The organism is Streptomyces sp. NPDC059785 (genome assembly GCF_042732375.1).
GTDB lineage: Bacteria > Actinomycetota > Actinomycetes > Streptomycetales > Streptomycetaceae > Streptomyces.
In genome coordinates this window covers 60,769-78,579 of sequence record NZ_JBHWHV010000042.1, presented here as the reverse complement: position 1 = coordinate 78,579, position 17,811 = coordinate 60,769, and the positions used below count along the sequence as shown (strand labels likewise).

The following is a 17,811-nucleotide window of genomic DNA, read 5'->3' as shown; positions in this document are numbered from 1 at the left end:
CGACGCCCCCGGCCCGCGCAGCGGATCGCGCCACGCACCGCCCACCACACACTCACGTCTCGTACATCTCACACGTCTCATACGTGCTCCCTGCCCCCCGAGTTCCCGTCGTCACCTCCATGACTGTTCCCGCGTTCAGTAACGGGCGTTGACACGAGTGCTCCCCGGTCTCGATACTGACCGCCCGTTCAGTTTGCGTGGTGGCACGCCGCACCCTCCCGGGAGTCCCCATGACCGCCTCCGGCGACACCCCGCTGATCAGCCTGACCTGGACAGACCACATCACCGGCCGGCAGGGACACCTCGTCGTCGACCGGCTCGTCCGCGGCGTCGCCAGCGGCGGGCTGCGGATGCGGGAAGGCTGCACGCTCGACGAGGTCACGGGGCTCGCCCGCGGCATGACCATGAAGGAAGCCCTGCACTACGACCCCGAGGGCCGTTACGTCCCCCTCGGCGGCGCGAAGGGCGGCATCGACTGCGATCCCCGGGACCCGCGGGCGTACGGGGTGCTCGTGCGCTATCTGCGGGCCATGCGCCCGTACATCGAGCGTTTCTGGACCACCGGCGAGGATCTCGGGCTCAGCCAGGACACCGTGGACCGGGCCGTGGCCGAGGCGGGGCTCGTCTCCTCGATCCAGGCCGTGTACCCGCTCCTCGACGACGAGACGGCGGCCCGGCGGCGGCTCGCCGACGCCTTCGCGGTCGAGGTGGACGGCATCGGACTCGACGAACTGGTCGGCGGCTGCGGGGTCGCCGAGGCCGTGCTCGCCGCCCTGGACCGGGCCGCCGTGCCGTACGCCGGGACGCGTGTCGCCGTACAGGGCTTCGGGACCATGGGCGGGGCGACGGCGCGGTTCCTGTCCCGCGCGGGGCTGACCGTGGTGGCCGTCGCCGACATCAAGGGCACCGTCGCCAACCCGGCGGGCCTGGACGTCGACGCCCTGCTCGCCGCGCGGGACGCGTACGGCACCGTCGACCGCGGCGCGCTGCGCCCCGCCGACCGGGAACTGCCCGGCGACGCCTGGCTCGCCGCCGACGCCGAGGTCCTGGTGCCCGCCGCCGTCTCCTACGCCGTCGACCCCGCCAACCAGGAGCACATCAGGGCCCGTTGGATCGTCGAGGCCGCCAACATGCCCGTACTGCCCGCGGCCGAGGCGCTGCTCGCCGCGCGCGGGATCACCGTACTGCCCGACGTGGTCGTCAACTCCGGTACGAACGCCTGGTGGTGGTGGACGCTCTTCGGCGACGTCGGGCCCGCCGCGGACGAGGCGTTCGCCCGGGTCCGCGGGTCGATGCGCGCGCTCGTCGAACGGATGCTGGCCCGCGCGGAACGCGAGGGCACGACGCCGCGGGCCGCCGCGCACGCCATCGCCGCCGACCGGCTGCCGGTGATCGCGGAACGCTTCGGCTGGTACGGGTGAGCCGGCGCCGGCCGCCCGACGCTCACCGCACGTCGGCCACCGACCGCTGGGCGCCGATCGCCGGCCGGGGAGGTCACGTTCGGCGATGGTCCGGTGACGGATTAGGGTTGCGGCGTGGCGAGAGTCCGGTTGAGCGTGGCCCAGCGGCGGCAGGAGCTGTTGCGGGCCGCCATCGAGCAGATCGAGGCGCGGGGCGTGGCGGCGGTCCGGATCGCCGACGTGGCCGCGGCGCTCGGCGTGAGCAACGCGCTGGTGCTCTACCACTTCTCGACCAAGGAGAAGCTGGTCGCCGAGGCGTTCGCGTTCGCGGCCGAGGACGACCTCGCCCGGCTGCGCAAGCTGCTCGCCCGGCGCACGTCCGCGCTGCGGCGGCTGCGCGCGGCCGTGCGCTGGTACGCGCCGACCGGGCAGGCCAAGGGCTGGCGGCTGTGGATCGAGGGCTGGGCGGCGGCCCTGCGCGAGCCCGTGCTGCGCGAGGTCACGCAGGACCTCGACCGGCAGTGGAAGGCCGCCATCACCGAGGTGATCGCGGAGGGCGTGGCCGCGGGCGAGTTCAGGTGCCCCGACCCGACGGGCACGGCCCTGCGCCTCACCGCCCTGCTCGACGGGCTCGCCGTGCAGATGACCGCGTACCCCGGCGCGGTCTCCCGGACCCGCGCCCAGGCCTGGGCGGACGACGCACTGGCCCGCGAACTGGGCCTGGAACGGGACGCGGTGACGTCGGTGTACGGGACGCGGTGACGTCGGTGTACGGGACGCGGTGACGTCCGCGAACGGACGCGCTGACGTCGGGCGACGGGGCGCGGTGACATGAGCGAACGGGGCGCGTGGGAGTCGGTGGCCGGCTGAGGGCTGGTCTCCGGTCGTCGTCGCGCACGCCCGCGCTTTCGCACCGCCGAGCGTCTGCTGCCGCCGCGACGCACCTCCGCAGCGCCGACGGCCTGCTGCCGCGGCTGTGTGTCCCCACACCGCCGACAGCCCGCCGCGGCTGCGTACCCCCGCACCGCCGACAGCCTGCCGCCGTCGCGACGCGCTCCCGCACCGCGATCGGCGCGGCGTGCGCCGCCGTGCGCCGCACGGGAACGCGCGGCGCGGGGGCGGGTGCGCGGCGCGGGAGCGCGCCGTACGGGAGCGCGCCGCGTACGCAGGGAGGCGGACGGCGTCCGGCTCCCGGTCGGCCCGTCCGCGGCGTTCAGACCGCCGAGGCGATCCGCATCTTGATGTCGTCCGGTGACAGGGTGCCCTTCGCCGCGACGTGGTCCCCGGAGGATTCGCCGCGCAGTCGGCGGCCGATCCACGGCACCAGGTACTCGCGCGCCCACTGGATGTTGTCGCGGCGCATCTCGAACGTGCCGCGCGGCGGCAGCGGGGGCCAGGGCTGGTCCGGGTCCGCCGGGACCTCGAGGCCGAGGAGCTGGCCGGCCCGCAGCGCCACCCGGGTGTGCCCCTCGGGCGACAGGTGCAGGCGGTCGCCGTCCCAGGCGCGCCGGTCCTGGATGGTCCTGAGCGACCACAGGTCGAGCACCGGGCAGCCGTAGCGGTCCGCGATGGCCCGGACATGCCCGTTGTACGTGGCGATCTTGCCGCGCAGATGCTTCAGGACGGGTACGCCGCGGGTGTCGAAGCCGGTGGTCACCAATACCGTGCCGACGGCCGAGGTGAGGTCCGCGACGGCGCGCTCGAAGCGCTCGGCGACCTCGTCGGGGTCGGTGCCGGGCCGGATGATGTCGTTGCCGCCCGCGCAGAAGGAGACCAGGTCCGGCGCGAGCTCCTTGGCCCGGGGAATCTGGCCCTCGATGACCTGGTCGAGGAGTTTCCCGCGTACGGCGAGGTTGGTGTAGTCGAAGTGGCCCTCCGGTCGCCGGTCCGCCAGCAGCACCGCGAACCGGTCGGCCCAGCCGACGAAGGCCCCGTCCGGACCGGGGTCGCCGACGCCTTCGGTGAAGCTGTCCCCCACCGCCACGAACGACCCGATCACTGCTCTCTCGTCACTCTTCTCACTCTTCGAATCGTCTGCCACATCGGCCCATCTTTCACCTTTCGATGTGAGCTACGCGACCGTAGGGAAGGCTTGACGGTCGGTGAGATAAGCCACTCGTCAAGTGTTGGTCAATCCCGGAATAAGGGCGCCCCGGGGACCGTTGTCGAGCCTCAATGCCGTCGGCGCGGCCGGCACACGCCGGAGGCCGGACCCCGGTCTGCGGGGTCCGGCCTCCGTGGCGGGTGGTGCCGGGTGACGGCCCGGCGTCAGCCGACCGAGACGCCGTGGGCGCGCAGGTACGCGACGGGGTCCACGTCCGAGCCGTAGTCCGGGGTGGTGCGGATCTCGAAGTGCACGTGCGGACCGGTCACATTGCCGGTCGCGCCCGACAGGCCGATCTGCTGGCCCTCGCTCACGGTCTGGCCGGCCGAGACGGAGAGCTGCGACATGTGGGCGTACTGCGAGTACTGGCCGTCGGCGTGCTGGATGACGACCTGGTTCCCGTACGCGCCGCCCCAGCCGGCCGAGACGACGGTGCCGGCGGCTATGGACTTCACGGTGGTGCCGGTGGGCACGACGAAGTCGACACCGGTGTGGTAGCCGCTGGACCACATGCTGCCCGCGGTCCTGTAGGCGGTGCCGATGGTGGCGCCCTCGACCGGCAGGGTGTAGCCGGAGTCCGCGGTCTCCGCCTTCGCCGAGGCGGCCGTGTCCGTCTGCGTCGTCCGGGTCGTCTGCGTGGTCTTGCCGGACGAGTCGGCGGTGGCGGACGAGTCGGCGGTGGCGGACGCGGCCTTCTTGCCGAGCGTGAGCTTCAGGCCCGGGTGGATCAGCGCGGGGTCGTCGCCGACGGCCTTGCGGTTGTCCGAGTAGATCTTCTTCCAGCCGCCGCCGACCTTCTGCTCGGCGGCGATCCTGGCGAGAGAGTCGCCTGACTTCACGGCGTAGGTCGTCGTCGCGGTCTTCGTCGCGGTCTTCGCGGCGGCGACGGTGGCCGTCTGCTGCGGGGCCTTGGCTGCCGCGGCGGCCGGGGTGGCGGCGTGGGCGCCGGCGGCCCCCATCAGCGGCAGCGCGAGCGCGGCTCCGCCGGTGCCCGCAAGGGCGATCGAGCGGGAGAAGCGCTGGGTCTTCGGACGGCGGTGCTTACCCTTCGCGGGCATGGCGTTTTCCTCTCCGGCGCCTGCGAGGTGAGCTGTCGGGTGCGGGCTGGAGATGCCCGGCCGCACTGAAGCGCGGCTTTACCCCTAGCCCGTTCCGGAGACCGGAACAGGCGTGGTACCTGCGGGTCCCCCGCTCCTGCCGGGTACGGGTGAGTGAACTGGATTCCGGGCGGCGGCAGGATTGGGCGTCCGTCCGGAGTGGAGGCGAACGTAAGCGAGAGCGAAGCGCGTCGACAAGCGGGCCCGGGTCCCCGTGCGTACCTCTTTCTTGATCGATGTCCGATTTGCCGGTTACTGTGCGTGAAGAGGTGATCTTTCCCCTCCTCAACCGGCCACGGCGTCAAGGCGGTTGGCGCGGCGCACCCGCGACGCACCGTCACGGATATGACGCTGCTCACGCGCGTAGACGCCAGCACTCCCCATTCCGGGGCCAGTTGGTCCCAATGTCTGCGAAACGGGCACAGCCGGAGACGGTGATCACGGTCGGCATGGCAATCGCCATCTGCACAGCGATCTCCATCGGTGACCAGCGGTGTGCGGTCACCACCGGCGTCAGAGGCGGCGGAGGTGGATCACCGTCGCGTCGAGGTCGCCGCGCAGGCCCGTCCGCAGTCCGTGGTGGAGCAGCACCGCGCCCCGGTGCACCTCGCCCGTCCTCCGGCACTCGTAGGCCGCGGACGGATCGAGGCCGCGCAGCCGGACCGGCGGGGTCGGCTCGCCGTAGTGCTGGGCGGGGAGCCAGGCCAGAACGACGGTCTCCGCGCCGAGCACGTACTGGACGGCGCTCAGCCCGTCCGGCCGGCCCGTCCGGCCCGCGCCGCCCGGACCCGCCGCTCCGCCCTCCGGGGGTCGCAGCCGGTACAGGTCGCCGTGCTGCACGACGGGTCTGATCCGTTTGTAGAGGCTCACCCAGTCCCGGGCCTCGGCCAGCTCCCCCTCGCTCCACTCGCTCAGGTCGCCGCCGAGGCCGAGCACCCCGGCCATGGCGCTGACGAAGCGGAACCGCAGGGCGCTGACCCGCCCGTTGAGCTGCGTGTTCGGGCTGTCGGTGACCCAGGCCGCCATCACCCGGGCCGGATGTATCTGGCTGAAGCCGTGCTGGATGGCGAGGCGGTCCAGCGGGTCGGTGTTGTCCGAGGTCCACACCTGGTCCGTGCGGGCCATGATGCCGAGGTCGATCCGGCCGCCGCCGCCCGAGCACGATTCGAAGGCGACCGACGGGTGCGCCGCCCGCAGCCGGTCCAGCAGCTCGTACACAGCGTGCACATGGTCGGTCCACAGCCGCTGCGGATACTCCTCGCCGGGCCACCCGGCGTCCGTGAAGCAGCGGTTGAAGTCCCACTTCACATAGTCGATCGGCGCGCCGGTGAGCAGGGCGTCGAGCCGCTTCCACACGTACTGCCGGACGTCGTCGCGGGCCAGGTTCAGCACGAGCTGGTTGCGGTACTCCGTTCTGCTGCGGCCCGGCTGGAACTGCACCCAGTCGGGGTGCGCGCGGTAGAGGTCGCTGTCCGGATTGACCATCTCCGGCTCGACCCAGATACCGAACCGCATGCCCAGCCCGTGCACGTGCCGGGCCAGCGGTGCCAGTCCGTCGGGGAAGCGGTCGGGGTTGGGCGTCCAGTCCCCCAGCCCGGCCCGGTCGCTGGTGCGCGCCCCGAACCAGCCGTCGTCGACCACGAACAGCTCGACGCCCAGGTCCGCGGCCCGGTCCGCGAGGGCCCGCTGCTGCTCCTCGGAGATGCCGAAGCCGGTGGCCTCCCAGGAGTTGTAGAGCACGGGCCGGTCGTGATCGGCGTCCGGCACGACGTGCGTGCGCTGGTACGCGTGCCAGGAGCGGCTGGCGCCGCCGAAGCCGCCGTCGCTGTACAGCCCGGCGAAGACGGGTGTGGCGTACGACTCGCCCGGTGCGAGCCGCAGCAGTCCCGAGTCGTCGTACCCGGCGCCTCCGGTGATCTGCACGCGCGCGTCCGGCAGTTGCGCCACGCAGATCCGCCAGGTGCCCGACCAGGCGAGCGCGCAGCCGTAGACCTCGCCGCTCTCCTCGGTGGCCTCGTGGTCGAGCGCCACCCACGGCAGGTGCTGGTGCCCGGTGTGCCCGCGGCGGCTGCCGAGCACCTTCTCCCCGTACGTCAGGTCCGAGCGGACCAGCCGGGATTCGGCGGCCCACCGGCCGTGCAGCTGCGACAGCCGCCAGCCCTCGCGCTCGGGCAGCGTCCAGGTCGCGGAGTCGGCGCGCAGCACCTCCAGATCGGGTCCCTCGTTGGCGAGCGTCACCCAGCGCTCGACGACGTCGCCGCGCATCCGGTAGTGCAGCGTAATGGCGAGTCCGGTGTCGGAGAAGCGCAGCCGCAGTCCGTCCGCGCCGGTCTCGGACCCCTCGAAGCGCCATTCGGTGCCGCGCCGCTCCCGCGTGCGCACGGACAGCGCGGGGCGGACGAAGCGGGGGCCGCCCTCGACCGGATACTCCTCGTGGCCGTCGAGCGGGGACTCGAAGGGCCAGTACCCCGGCGCGGGCCGGGTGGCGAGCGCCTCGGCGTCGGCGAGCGCGATCCGCGGGCCCCAGTGCAGATGCAGCAGCTCGTCGCGGTCGGTGAGCCGCAGGGCGTAGCTGCTGGCGGGGCCCGAGAGAAGCCAGGTCCGCCCGTCCGCGCCGGTCTCCGTCACCGGCTCGGCTTCCGTCTCCGTCACCGGCTCGGCTTCCGTCTCCGTCATCAGGCCCCCACGGACGTGGTCGAGTGCGATCTCGAATGCGATCTGCGAGCAACATCATCCGAGCTGCCGGGCCATTGATCAACGCCTGTGGACGAACGCCTGTGGACAACTCATTGCCGCAGGTACCCATGTCGTATCGTCGAAGGCGCATCCCGTCGGCGGGCACGCCGAGCAGCGCCGGCGGACGACTGGGAGGAGCCCCCGTGACGCAGCAGGTCCCGTCGACCGAGCCCGAGCTGACCGGAGTGCGGAACTTCCGGGACGTGGGCGGACTGCCCACCACCGACGGCCGGCGGGTGGCGCACGGACGGCTCTTCCGCAGCGGCCACCTGGCGCACGCGACCGGTGAGGACGCCGTGTTCCTCGCCTCGCTCGGCCTGCACACGATCTTCGACTTCCGCAATGCCGCGGACCAGAAGCTGGAGGGCCCGGACGTCGAGCTGCCGGGCGTGCGGAACGTGAATCTGCCGCTGAGCGACCCGGCGGACGGCGCGGAGTTCTGGAAGACGGTCCGCGACGGCCGGCTGGACGAGCTGCGCTCGCTGCTGGCGGACGGCAAGGCGGCGCACCGCATGATCACGTCGTATCGCGCGATGATCGAGCAGCGCACCGCCGAGCACTCCCGGGTGCTGCACGCGCTGGCCGAGGACAGCGTGCCCGCGCTGATGCACTGCGCGGCGGGCAAGGACCGCGCGGGCCTGTCCGTCGCGATCACGCTGCTCGCCCTCGGCGTCGAGCGCGAGGCGATAGTCGCCGACTATCTGGAGTCGAACGCCAAGCACCGCCGCTACAAGGTCCGTCGCAGCGGCTCGGCGGGCGCCTACGCCCCGGAGGTCATGGAGCTGCTCAGCCCCCTCTTCGACGCGCGCGCGGAGTATCTGACGGCGGCGTTCGAGACGATCGAGGAGACCTGGGGCGGGGTCGACCCCTATCTGGAGCAGGGGCTGGGCGTCACCCCCGAGACGCGGCAGCGGCTGCGCGAGCGGCTCCTCGACTAGGGCGTGTTGCGAAAGTCCCGTCGTTCGCCCGAAGGGCGGGCTGCGCGGCGTCAGGTGCGTGCTCTCGGCGTGCCGGGCGGAAGCCCTCGTACTGGACGTACTTGGGCTTTCGCCCGGTGCGGCGAGAGGGCGTGCATGGCGTCGCGCGGCAGGCGGGACTTTCGCAACACGCCCTAGGCCTCCGCGGCCCGGGCGCGCCGGTCACTGGTGCTGGGCGCCCAGGGTGAACAGCAGGTAGATGAAGGCCGCGAAGAGGTGGCCGACGGCGACATAGATGATGAGCCGTATCCACAGCGCGCGGGGGAACTTCTCCTCCATGGACCGCCGGGGACCGGACTCCGTGGGCTCGTTCATGATGTCTCTCCAGTGGTTCCGGTGGTTCCGGTGGTGAGGTGTCCGGTCGCCTGGCCGATGCACAGCGCGGCGGCGGGGCTTTGCAGCAGGGTGTGGACGAAGAGCAGGTCGGCCCCGTCGTGGTCGGCGGCCGCGAGACGGTGCGGGGTCAGCGAGTCGAAGTGGGCGCTGTCGCCCGCCGCGAGCAGGTGCGTGGTGTCGCCGAGGCGCAGCCGCAGCCGCCCCTGGAGGACGTACAGCCACTCCTCGCCCGGGTGGACGCGCACGATGTCGCCCTGCGCGCCGTACGGGACGTGGACGCGCAGCGCCTGCATGGCCCGCCCGTGCGCGCCCGCCTGCCAGTACGTCCAGCCGCCCGCGGTGCTGGGTTCCAGCTCGGTGCCGCGCAGGACGGAGTCGCGGTCGCCGACCGTCTCGCCGAGCAGCTCCGAGACCGTCGTACCGTAGATACGGGCGAGCGCGAGCAGCATCGGCAGCGAGGGCTGGCGACGGCCGGTCTCCAGTCGCGAGAGATGGGCGGGCGAGAGCCCGGCGGCGCGGGAGGCCGCCTCCAGGGTCAGCGAGGCGCGGCGGCGCAGCTCGCGCAGGCGCGGAGCCACGACCGGCAGCACCTCGGCCGCGGCGGCCCCCTCCGGCACACCGGCCGGGGGCGGCTCTTCGGCCGGGGGCGGCTCTTCCGATGTCATGCTCCCATTGAGCCGCAGGTTTGCCCGTGAGGCAAACTTCTTGCCTCACGGGCAAAAACGGTCGGCGGCGATGTTCACCGCCCCGCTCTCAGCGGTTCGCCACCGCCTGCTTCACCAGCGTCTTGCCGAAGTCCCACATCAGCCCGCCGCCGCTGTGCGCGTCGTCCATCACGGCGGTGAAGGCGTCCACGAACCGGTCCACGTCCCGCTCGTCGACGACCAGCGGCGGGATCAGCTTGATCACCTCCAGGTGGTCGCCGGAGACCTGGGTCAGGATGCGGTGGCGCTGGAGCAGCGGTACGACCACCATCTGGGCGAAGAGCCCCTTGCGCGCCGCCTGGAGCATCGTCCAGCGGCCCCGCAGCTTCAGCGATCCGGGCCGCCCGAACTCGATGCCGATCATCAGCCCCCGGCCGCGTACGTCGGCGAGCAGCTCGTACGTGTCCACCATCGCCGTGAGCCGGGACTTCAGCCGCTCCCCCATCGCTCGGGCGTTGGCGACGGTCTCCTCGTGCTCCATGACGGAGAGCACGGCGAGGCCCGCGGCCATGGCCTGGGCGTTGGCCCCGAAGCTCGCCGAGTGGACCAGGACGCGGTCCATCGAGGAGTACACCTTCTTGAAGATCCAGTCCTTGCCGAGCGTGGCGCTCACCGGCACGTAGCCACCGGAGAGGGCCTTCGCCACGCAGACCAGATCGGGCTCGACACCCTCCTCGTGCTGGTAGGCGTAGAAGTCGCCGGTGCGGCCGAGCCCGGTCTGCACCTCGTCGGCGATGAGCAGGGCCTTGTGCCGGTGCAGCAGTTCCTGGGCGGCGCGCAGATATCCCGGCGGGCTCTCGTGCACGCCCTTGCCCTGGATGGGCTCGACGATCAGCGCGGCGACGTCGCCCTTCTTCAGCTCGCGGGCGAGTGCGTCGAGGTCGCCGAGCGGGACGGCCGTGTCGGGCAGCAGCGGGGCGAAGCCGTCGCGGAAGCCGTCCTCGCCGTTGACGGACAGCGAGCCGGTGGTCAGTCCGTGGAAGGCGTGCGCGCAGTACAGGACGCGCGGCCGTCCGGTGGCGTACCGGGCGAACTTCAGCGCGGTCTCGACCGCCTCCGTGCCGCTGCTGCCGAAGAACACCCGGTCGAGGTGCGGGCTGTGTGCGAGCAGCCGTTCCGCGAGCAGTCCCGGCAGCGGCTGGCAGTCGAAGCGGGTGAGGTCGGCGAGGGAGGCGTCGAGGACGTCGTGCAGCGCCTTGCGGACCACGGGGTGGTGCCGGCCCAGGCCCATCACGCCGAACCCGGCGAGCATGTCCAGGTAGTCGTTGCCGTCGGCGTCGAAGAAGTGGGCGCCCTCGGCCCGCTCGTAGACCTTGTCGAAGCCGATGGTGTGCAGCATGCGCGGCAGTTGCGGGTTGAGGTAGCGGCCGTGCAGTTCGTAGCGCTCGGCGCCGCGGTCGGCCAGCAGGGCACCGAGATCGAACTCCCCGGACCGCGAGCCGGACGTCGGGCCGGACTCCGAACCGGACTGGAAGCCAAGCTCTGTACGGGACTCCGGACCGGACTCCGCGCCGGGCGTAGGACCGGACTCCGCGCCGGCCTTGGAGGTGGTCATCGCTGTTTCTCTTTCTCCTTGGCGGCCCCTGCGTACTCATCGGCGGCCCCGGCGTACTCCGCGTACTCCTTCTTCGCCGTCAGGCCCGCGCTGATCCGTCCGGCGATCTCCACGGGCGTGAGGCCGATGTCCGCGAGCACCTCACCGCGTTTGGCGTGCGCGAGGAACTGCTCGGGGATGCCGAACCGCCGTACGGGTACGTCGACGTCGGCGTCCCCGAGCGCGAGGGCGACGGCGCCGCCGACGCCGGACGCCCTGCTGTTGTCCTCGACCACCGCGACCATGCGGTGTTCCGCGGCGAGCGCGGGCAGCGCGGCGTCGACCGGCTTCACCCAGCGCGGGTCCACGACCGTGCAGCCGATGCCGCGCGCCTCGAGGAGTCCGGCGGCCTGGAGGCAGATCGGCGCCATCACGCCGACGGCGACGAGCAGGGCCTCGGGCCGGTCCGCCCGGTGCAGGACGTCCATGCCGCCCACCCGGTCGAGCGCGGGGACCTCGGGCCCCACCGACTCCTTGGGGAAGCGGACCAGGGTCGGGGCGTCGTCCACGGCGACCGCCTCGCGGAGCTGGGCGCGGAGCTGGCCGGCGTCGCGGGGCGCGGCGATCCTGAGGCCCGGCACGACCTGGAGGACGGACATGTCCCACATGCCGTTGTGCGAGGGTCCGTCGGCGCCGGTGACGCCGGCCCGGTCCAGGACGAAGGTGACGCCGCAGCGGTGCAGGGCCACGTCCATCAGGAGCTGGTCGAAGGCCCGGTTGAGGAAGGTCGCGTAGACGGCGACGACGGGGTGGAGACCGCCGGTGGCGAGCCCGGCCGCGGAGACCGTGGCGTGCTGCTCGGCGATCCCGACGTCCCAGACCCGGTCGGGGAAGCGCTCGGCGAACTTGCCGAGGCCCACCGGGTGCAGCATCGCCGCCGTGATCGCGACGACGTCCTCGCGTTCCTCGCCGATGCGGACGATCTCGTCGCCGAAGACCGAGGTCCAGGACGGCCCGCCCGCGGGTGCGAGCGGTTCGCAGGTGAGCGGGTCCATCGCCCCGACCGTGTGGAAGCGGTCCTCCTCGTGGGCGAGGGCGGGCTCGAAGCCGCGGCCCTTCTCGGTGAGGCAGTGCACGAGGACGGGTCCGTGGAAGCGTTTCGCGCGCCGCAGAGCGGACTCCACGGCCCGCTGGTCGTGCCCGTCGATCGGCCCGACGTACTTCAGGCCCAGGTCCTCGAACATGCCCTGCGGCGCGAACGCGTCCTTGAACCCCTTCTTCGCGCCGTGCAGCGACTCGTACAGGGTGTGCCCGACCAGCGGGGTGCGCAGCAGTACGTCCTTGCCCCAGGCCAGGACCTGTTCGTAGCCGTCGGTGGTGCGCAGGGTGGCGAGGTGGTTGGCGAGGCCGCCGATGGTGGGTGCGTAGGAGCGTTCGTTGTCGTTGACGACGATGATCAGCGGGCGGTCCTTGGCGGCGGCGATGTTGTTCAGCGCCTCCCAGGCCATGCCGCCGGTCAGGGCCCCGTCGCCGATGACGGCGACGACGTGGCCCCGTTCGCCCCGTACCTGCCGGGCCTTGGCGAGTCCGTCGGCCCAGCCGAGCGCGGTGGAGGCGTGGCTGTTCTCGATGACGTCGTGCTCGGACTCCTCGCGCGACGGATAGCCGGAGAGTCCTCCCTTGCCGCGCAGTTTGGAGAAGTCCTGCCGGCCGGTGAGCAGTTTGTGCACGTAGCTCTGGTGTCCGGTGTCCCACAGGATGCGGTCGACGGGGGATTCGAAGACCCGGTGCAGTGCGACGGTCAGTTCCACCACGCCCAGGTTGGGCCCGAGGTGACCTCCCGTCCTGGCGACCGCGTGCACCAGGAACTCCCGTATCTCCTCGGCCAGTTCGCCGGTCTCCTCGGCGGTCAGCGCCTTCAGGTCGCGTGGTGTCCGGATGTTCTCCAGGAAGGTCACGCTCGGGCCCCCTCTCGGTTCCCTGCTGATCAGCTCACGGTGACGGCCGGTTCGCCGGCCCCCGCACCGTCCTTCTCCATCTGTTCGGCGATCTTCATCGCCTCCTCGATGAGGGTCTCGACGATCTTCGACTCGGGGACGGTCTTGATGACCTCGCCCCGGACGAAGATCTGTCCCTTGCCGTTGCCGGAGGCGACCCCCAGGTCCGCCTCCCGCGCCTCACCGGGACCGTTGACGACGCAGCCCATGACGGCGACGCGCAGCGGTACCTCCATGCCGTCCAGACCGGCCGTGACCTCGTCGGCCAGCTTGTAGACGTCGACCTGCGCGCGCCCGCACGACGGGCAGGAGACGATCTCCAGGCGGCGTTGCCGCAGCCCCAGCGACTCCAGGATCTGGATGCCGACCTTGACCTCCTCGGCGGGCGGGGCCGACAGCGAGACCCGGATGGTGTCGCCGATGCCCTCGCTCAGCAGCGCGCCGAAGGCGACCGCCGACTTGATCGTGCCCTGGAAGGCCGGACCGGCCTCGGTGACGCCGAGGTGCAGCGGGTAGTCGCACTGGGCCGCCAGTTGCCGGTAGGCGTTGACCATGACGACCGGGTCGTTGTGCTTGACCGAGATCTTGATGTCGCGGAAGTCGTGCTCCTCGAAGAGCGACGCCTCCCACAGCGCGGACTCGACCAGTGCCTCGGGGGTGGCCTTGCCGTACTTCTGGAGCAGCCGCCGGTCCAGGGAGCCCGCGTTCACCCCGATGCGGATCGGGGTGCCGTGGTCCTTCGCCGCCCTGGCGATCTCCCTGACCTTGTCGTCGAACTGCTTGATGTTGCCCGGGTTGACCCGCACCGCCGCGCAGCCCGCCTCGATCGCGGCGAACACGTACTTCGGCTGGAAGTGGATGTCGGCGATCACCGGGATCTGCGACTTCCTGGCGATGGTCGCGAGGGCGTCGGCGTCGTCCTGGGTGGGGCAGGCCACCCGGACGATCTGGCACCCTGACGCCGTCAGCTCGGCGATCTGCTGGAGCGTGGCGCCGATGTCCGAGGTGCGCGTCGTCGTCATCGACTGCACCGAGACGGGCGCCCCGCCCCCGACCGCCACCGGTCCGACCTGGATCCGCCGGGAGCGCCTGCGCTCCGCGACCGGCCGGACCGGTACCTCGGGAAGGCCCAAGGAAACGGCGGTCATGATGTCACCCGCGGCTTTCCGTGAAGGTCTCGCGCGCGGCCCGCAGCGACTGTTTGAGCGAGCCCATGGTCGCCAGTACGGCGGTGGGCTCGTAACCGCAGTGCGCCATGCAGTTGGCGCACCGCTCGTCCCGGCCGCGGCCGTAGGAGTCCCAGTCGGTGTCCTCGATGAGCTGCCGGTACGTGGGCACGTAGCCGTCGCTCATCAGGTAGCAGGGCTTCTGCCAGCCGAAGAGCGAGTAGCTGGGGATCGCCCAGGCGGTGCACGGGAAGTCGACCTTGCCCTCCAGGAAGTCCAGGAAGAGCGGGGACTGGTTGAGCCGCCAGCGCCTGCGGTTGCCGCCCGAGAACGCCTTCTTGAACAGCTCGCGGGTCTGCTGGACGCCGAGGAAGTGCTCCTGGTCGGGGGCCTTCTCGTAGGCGTAGGCGGGCGAGAGCATCATCTCGTCGACCTTGAGGTCGTCGTTGAGGAAGTTGAGCACCTCGATGACGGTCTGCGGGGTGTCGGTGTTGAAGAACGTCGAGTTGGTGGTGACGCGGAAGCCACGCCGCTTGGCCTCCTTTATGGCCGCCACCGCCTCGTCGAAGACGCCCTCCTTGGCCACCGACTCGTCGTGCCGCTCGCGCAGCCCGTCGACGTGCACGGCCCAGGCGAAGTACGGCGAGGGCTTGAACTTGTCCATCTTCTTGCGCATCAGCAGCGCGTTCGTGCACAGGAAGACGAATTTCTTCTTGGCGATGAGCTGCCGCACGATCTCGTCGATCTGCGGGTGCATCAGCGGCTCGCCGCCGGCGATGGACACCATCGGCGCACCCGATTCGAGCACCGCGCCCACCGCCTGGGCCACGGGCATGCGCTGTTTGAGCACCCCGGCCGGGTGCTGGATCTTGCCGCAGCCCTCGCACTTGAGGTTGCACGCGAAGAGCGGTTCCAACTCGACCAGCAGCGCGAACTTGTCCCGCTTACGCAGCTTCTGTTCAAAGAGATAGGTAGCGACCTTGACGGTCTGGCGCAGCGGCATGGCCATCTGGCTCACCTCCGGGGGAGCAGCGAAGAACGGTGCCATTCGAAGAAAGCGGGAAGTACGGAACGAAGGACACGGAAAGCAGATATTCCACCGCGCACCGTGCCGATACGGACGAGTTCATGCTCTGGAGCGTCCACGACCACCCGGACGGCCGCAACCGCGCGTGCGCCCACCCGCATGGCGCTGTGGAGCGTGGCCGCCGACTCCATGTCGGCCGCGATCGCGCCGGTGGCGAGAAGCGCCCCCCGTTCGGGGCCGCGGACCACGTGGTCGGACCCGGCGAGCGGGCCCCGGTGGACGGTACGCCCGGGCAGCGTACGGGTGAGTTCCCCGGCCAGCAGATCGGTGCCGGCGCACGCGGTGACGCCGCGGGGGTCGCGGGTCTCCTCGGCGACCACCAGGTCACCCGGATGCATGCCGGGGGCGAGCCCGGCGCAGAACCCGGTGGCCAGGACGGCCGCGGCGCGCAGCGCCGGGTCGCCGAGCACCCGGGTGACCGAGCGTTCGGCGGCCTTCGGCCCCATGCCCGTGCGCAGCACGGTGACGGGCCCGCCGGCGCCGCCGTGGTCGCCGCTGCGCAGGGCGAGGTGCTCGATGCCGAGCGCGCAGGCGATCAGCAGCGGGACCGCGACGGGCTGATCGGTCATGCGCGCCCCGCCGTCTGGGCGAAGGGTTCGCCGTGGACGTAGCGGCCGAGCGCGGTGAGCGGGAAGACCTGCCGGTAGAGGTGGTAGTTGATGGAGAAGTCCCAGGGGAAGCCGGTGCCGGTGAAGTAGGGCTCGTCCCAGGAGCCGTCCTCGTGCTGCGTGGCGGCCAGCCACTCGACGCCGCGCTCGACGGCCTTGGACGTCCGCTCCCCCGCGGCGAGCAGCGCCATCAGGGCCCAGGCCGTCTGGGAGGCGGTCGAGGCGCCCCGGCCGCTCCACTCGGGCACGTCGTGGTACGAGCGCAGGTCCTCGCCCCAGCCGCCGTCCTCGTTCTGGACGGTCTCCAGCCAGGCCACGGCGCGGCGGATCGCGGGGTGCGAGCCGGGCAGCCCGGCGGCGGTCAGGGCCGGCACCACGGACCCGGTGCCGTACACGTAGTTGACGCCCCAGCGGCCGAACCAGGAGCCGTTGGCCTCCTGCTCGGCGAGCAGCCACTCGATGCCCCGGCGGGTGCGCGGGTCGTGCGCGTAGCCCTCCACGGCGAGCATCTCCACGACGTGCGCGGTGACGTCCGCGGACGGCGGGTCGATGACCTCGCCGAAGTCGCAGAACGGCAGGCGGTTGGGGAAGGCGCTGGTGTTGTCGACGTCGAAGGCGCCCCAGGCGCCGTTCTTCGACTGCATGCCCAGGTTCCAGCGGACCCCGCGTCCGATGGCCCCCTCGACCCGCTCGGGGTCGTGGTGCCTGACCCGGCGCAGCGCGAGGGCGACCTCGGCGGTGTCGTCGATGTCCGGGTAGTTGTCGTTGTGGAACTCGAACGCCCAGCCGCCCGGCGGCAGTTGGGGGCGCTTGACCGACCAGTCGCCCTTGCGGACGATCTCCTCGCCGAGCATCCAGTCGGCGGCCTTGACCAGTTGCGGGTGGTCGGCGGGCACCCCGGCGTCGGCGAGCGCGATCGTGGCGAGACAGGTGTCCCACACGGGTGACTGGCACGCCTCGATCATCCGGGCGCCGTCCTCGCGCCAGACGGCGAAACGGTCCAGCGAGCCGAGCCCGGCGCGCATCACCGGGTGGTCCAGGTCGTAGCCGAGCAGGTGCAGCGCGATGACCGAGTAGACGGCGGGCGGCTGGATGCCGCCCCAGCAGCCGTCGTTCTCCTGGCGCTCGATGATCCAGCGGGCGGCGGAATTTATCGCGGCCCGGCGCAGCCTGCGCGAGGCGACCCTGCGGTAGCCGTGCAGCACCTTGTCCAGGCGCTGGAAGACGCCGTCCCAGCTCGCCGCCGGGGCGAACGGACGGACCGGGTTGGGGTTGCCCGCGTCGACGTGCAGCTCGTCGAGCGGGAAGGGAGCGGGCCGCACCGGGCGTTTGGCGGAGACGATGGTCAGCGGCACGATCGTCTGGCGCGCCCAGCAGCCGAAGTCGTAGATGTTGAGCGGCATCCACTTCGGGAAGTAGATGAGCTCCGGCGGGAGTTCGGGCAGGTCCTCCCACTTCCACCAGCCGAAGAGGGCGAGCCAGATGCGGGTGAAGACGCGGGACGCGGCGACCCCGCCGCGCTCGCGGATCCAGGCGGACGCGCGTGCCATGTGCGGGTCCTCGGGGCGGTCCCCGGCCAGCCGCAGGGCGACGTACGCCTCGATGGTGGTGGAGAGTTCGCCGGGTCCGCCGTAGAAGGTGGCCCAGGTGCCGTCCGCGCGCTGCTCGCCGCGGATGAACAGGGCGGCGGCTTGGGTGGTCTGCTCGTCGCGCACGCCCAGGAACTGGCGGAGCAGCAGGTCTTCGGCGTCCATCGTGACGTTGGTCTCGAGGTCGCCCTTCCACCAGCCCTGGGCGTCCTGCCGGGCGAGCAGGAAGTCGGTGGCGCGCCGTACGGCCCGCGTGGCGGCCTCGGTGGTACCGGCCGTGCCCGCCGCCCGCGGGAGCGTGTCGTTGGTCCGGACTGAATCGCTGGCCGAGGCAGCGCGGGGCGGCAGGGCTCCGGTGCTTCCGTCGGTCGTCGCTGTCATGGCTTCCCCTTCGTGCAGTGGTACGTCTCTGCTGTGGGTCCGCCGTCGGCCGGTGGCTCTTGGCTGCCGCTCCCCGCCGCTCACGCTGGAGGAGA

General features: G+C 71.9%; 14 protein-coding genes and 1 riboswitch. Of the genes, 3 read left to right on the top strand and 11 right to left on the bottom strand.

Annotation, left to right across the window (positions count from 1 at the left end; all coding sequences use genetic code 11):
• Positions 1 to 230 precede the first annotated feature (230 nt).
• Together ACFV6E_RS28310 and ACFV6E_RS28305 are read left to right on the top strand one after the other, a co-directional pair.
• Positions 231 to 1,421: a Glu/Leu/Phe/Val dehydrogenase dimerization domain-containing protein gene (locus ACFV6E_RS28310; RefSeq protein ID WP_385465420.1), complete on the top strand. Its 1,191-nt coding sequence runs from the start codon at positions 231 to 233 to the stop codon at positions 1,419 to 1,421.
• A gap of 114 nt (positions 1,422 to 1,535) precedes the next feature.
• Positions 1,536 to 2,162 (top strand): TetR/AcrR family transcriptional regulator, encoded by a 627-nt coding sequence (locus ACFV6E_RS28305; protein ID WP_385465417.1) that lies wholly within the window; start codon positions 1,536 to 1,538, stop codon positions 2,160 to 2,162.
• 451 nt (positions 2,163 to 2,613) lie between these two features.
• On the opposite strand, the gene ACFV6E_RS28300 is transcribed toward ACFV6E_RS28305, so the two are convergent.
• The 3 genes from ACFV6E_RS28300 to ACFV6E_RS28290 form a co-directional block, all read right to left on the bottom strand.
• A complete protein-coding gene (locus ACFV6E_RS28300; protein ID WP_385166543.1) occupies positions 2,614 to 3,399 on the bottom strand; it encodes an SGNH/GDSL hydrolase family protein in 786 nt (261 codons plus the stop codon).
• Positions 3,400 to 3,668: 269 nt separating this feature from the next.
• A complete protein-coding gene (locus ACFV6E_RS28295) occupies positions 3,669 to 4,562 on the bottom strand; it encodes a peptidoglycan DD-metalloendopeptidase family protein (protein WP_385166545.1) in 894 nt (297 codons plus the stop codon).
• A gap of 4 nt (positions 4,563 to 4,566) precedes the next feature.
• Positions 4,567 to 4,724, bottom strand: a riboswitch (cyclic di-AMP (ydaO/yuaA leader).
• 390 nt (positions 4,725 to 5,114) lie between these two features.
• Positions 5,115 to 7,277 carry an alpha-galactosidase gene (locus tag ACFV6E_RS28290; RefSeq protein ID WP_385166547.1) on the bottom strand — a complete coding sequence of 721 codons (2,163 nt, stop codon included), beginning with the start codon at positions 7,275 to 7,277 and terminating at the stop codon, positions 5,115 to 5,117.
• A gap of 203 nt (positions 7,278 to 7,480) precedes the next feature.
• Here ACFV6E_RS28290 and ACFV6E_RS28285 point away from each other — a divergent pair, with 203 nt between their 5' ends.
• Entirely contained in the window at positions 7,481 to 8,275 is a 795-nt protein-coding gene (locus ACFV6E_RS28285; RefSeq protein ID WP_385166549.1) for a tyrosine-protein phosphatase, read from the top strand.
• Between the two features lie 201 nt (positions 8,276 to 8,476).
• On the opposite strand, the gene ACFV6E_RS28280 is transcribed toward ACFV6E_RS28285, so the two are convergent.
• From ACFV6E_RS28280 to shc, 8 genes are all read right to left on the bottom strand, one after another.
• Positions 8,477 to 8,593, bottom strand: coding sequence for a DUF6126 family protein (locus ACFV6E_RS28280; RefSeq protein WP_385169205.1), 117 nt, complete (start codon positions 8,591 to 8,593; stop codon positions 8,477 to 8,479).
• Between the two features lie 32 nt (positions 8,594 to 8,625).
• Entirely contained in the window at positions 8,626 to 9,315 is a 690-nt protein-coding gene (locus ACFV6E_RS28275; RefSeq protein ID WP_385465413.1) for a helix-turn-helix domain-containing protein, read from the bottom strand.
• Between the two features lie 88 nt (positions 9,316 to 9,403).
• The gene (locus tag ACFV6E_RS28270) at positions 9,404 to 10,909 is read right to left on the bottom strand and encodes an aspartate aminotransferase family protein (protein ID WP_385465410.1); all 1,506 of its coding nucleotides are present in this window, start codon (positions 10,907 to 10,909) and stop codon (positions 9,404 to 9,406) included.
• Entirely contained in the window at positions 10,906 to 12,846 is a 1,941-nt protein-coding gene (gene dxs / locus ACFV6E_RS28265; protein WP_385465407.1) for a 1-deoxy-D-xylulose-5-phosphate synthase, read from the bottom strand. The genes ACFV6E_RS28270 and dxs overlap by 4 nt, the downstream gene beginning before the upstream one ends.
• Positions 12,847 to 12,875: 29 nt before the next feature.
• Positions 12,876 to 14,033, bottom strand: coding sequence for a flavodoxin-dependent (E)-4-hydroxy-3-methylbut-2-enyl-diphosphate synthase (gene ispG, locus ACFV6E_RS28260; protein ID WP_385169188.1), 1,158 nt, complete (start codon positions 14,031 to 14,033; stop codon positions 12,876 to 12,878).
• 4 nt (positions 14,034 to 14,037) lie between these two features.
• Positions 14,038 to 15,060, bottom strand: a complete 1,023-nt coding sequence (gene hpnH / locus ACFV6E_RS28255; RefSeq protein ID WP_385465404.1) for an adenosyl-hopene transferase HpnH — start codon at positions 15,058 to 15,060, stop codon at positions 14,038 to 14,040.
• Positions 15,061 to 15,065: 5 nt separating this feature from the next.
• Positions 15,066 to 15,707 (bottom strand): 1-hydroxy-2-methyl-2-butenyl 4-diphosphate reductase, encoded by a 642-nt coding sequence (locus ACFV6E_RS28250; RefSeq protein ID WP_385465402.1) that lies wholly within the window; start codon positions 15,705 to 15,707, stop codon positions 15,066 to 15,068.
• Positions 15,704 to 17,716 (bottom strand): squalene--hopene cyclase, encoded by a 2,013-nt coding sequence (gene shc / locus ACFV6E_RS28245; RefSeq protein ID WP_385169179.1) that lies wholly within the window; start codon positions 17,714 to 17,716, stop codon positions 15,704 to 15,706. Before shc ends, ACFV6E_RS28250 begins: the two co-directional genes overlap by 4 nt.
• Positions 17,717 to 17,811: the final 95 nt, after the last annotated feature.

Excerpts from the sequence above, each read along its gene's own strand:
- ACFV6E_RS28290 (WP_385166547.1), bottom strand. The coding sequence starts at position 7,277 with ATGACGGAGACGGAAGCCGAGCCGGTGACGGAGACGGAAGCCGAGCCG.
- ACFV6E_RS28295 (WP_385166545.1), bottom strand. The coding sequence starts at position 4,562 with ATGCCCGCGAAGGGTAAGCACCGCCGTCCGAAGACCCAGCGCTTCTCC.
- ACFV6E_RS28280 (WP_385169205.1), bottom strand. The coding sequence starts at position 8,593 with ATGGAGGAGAAGTTCCCCCGCGCGCTGTGGATACGGCTCATCATCTAT.
- ACFV6E_RS28250 (WP_385465402.1), bottom strand. The coding sequence starts at position 15,707 with ATGACCGATCAGCCCGTCGCGGTCCCGCTGCTGATCGCCTGCGCGCTC.
- hpnH (WP_385465404.1), bottom strand. The coding sequence starts at position 15,060 with ATGGCCATGCCGCTGCGCCAGACCGTCAAGGTCGCTACCTATCTCTTT.
- ACFV6E_RS28275 (WP_385465413.1), bottom strand. The coding sequence starts at position 9,315 with ATGACATCGGAAGAGCCGCCCCCGGCCGAAGAGCCGCCCCCGGCCGGT.
- ACFV6E_RS28310 (WP_385465420.1), top strand. The coding sequence starts at position 231 with ATGACCGCCTCCGGCGACACCCCGCTGATCAGCCTGACCTGGACAGAC.
- shc (WP_385169179.1), bottom strand. The coding sequence starts at position 17,716 with ATGACAGCGACGACCGACGGAAGCACCGGAGCCCTGCCGCCCCGCGCT.
- ACFV6E_RS28270 (WP_385465410.1), bottom strand. The coding sequence starts at position 10,909 with ATGACCACCTCCAAGGCCGGCGCGGAGTCCGGTCCTACGCCCGGCGCG.
- ispG (WP_385169188.1), bottom strand. The coding sequence starts at position 14,033 with ATGACCGCCGTTTCCTTGGGCCTTCCCGAGGTACCGGTCCGGCCGGTC.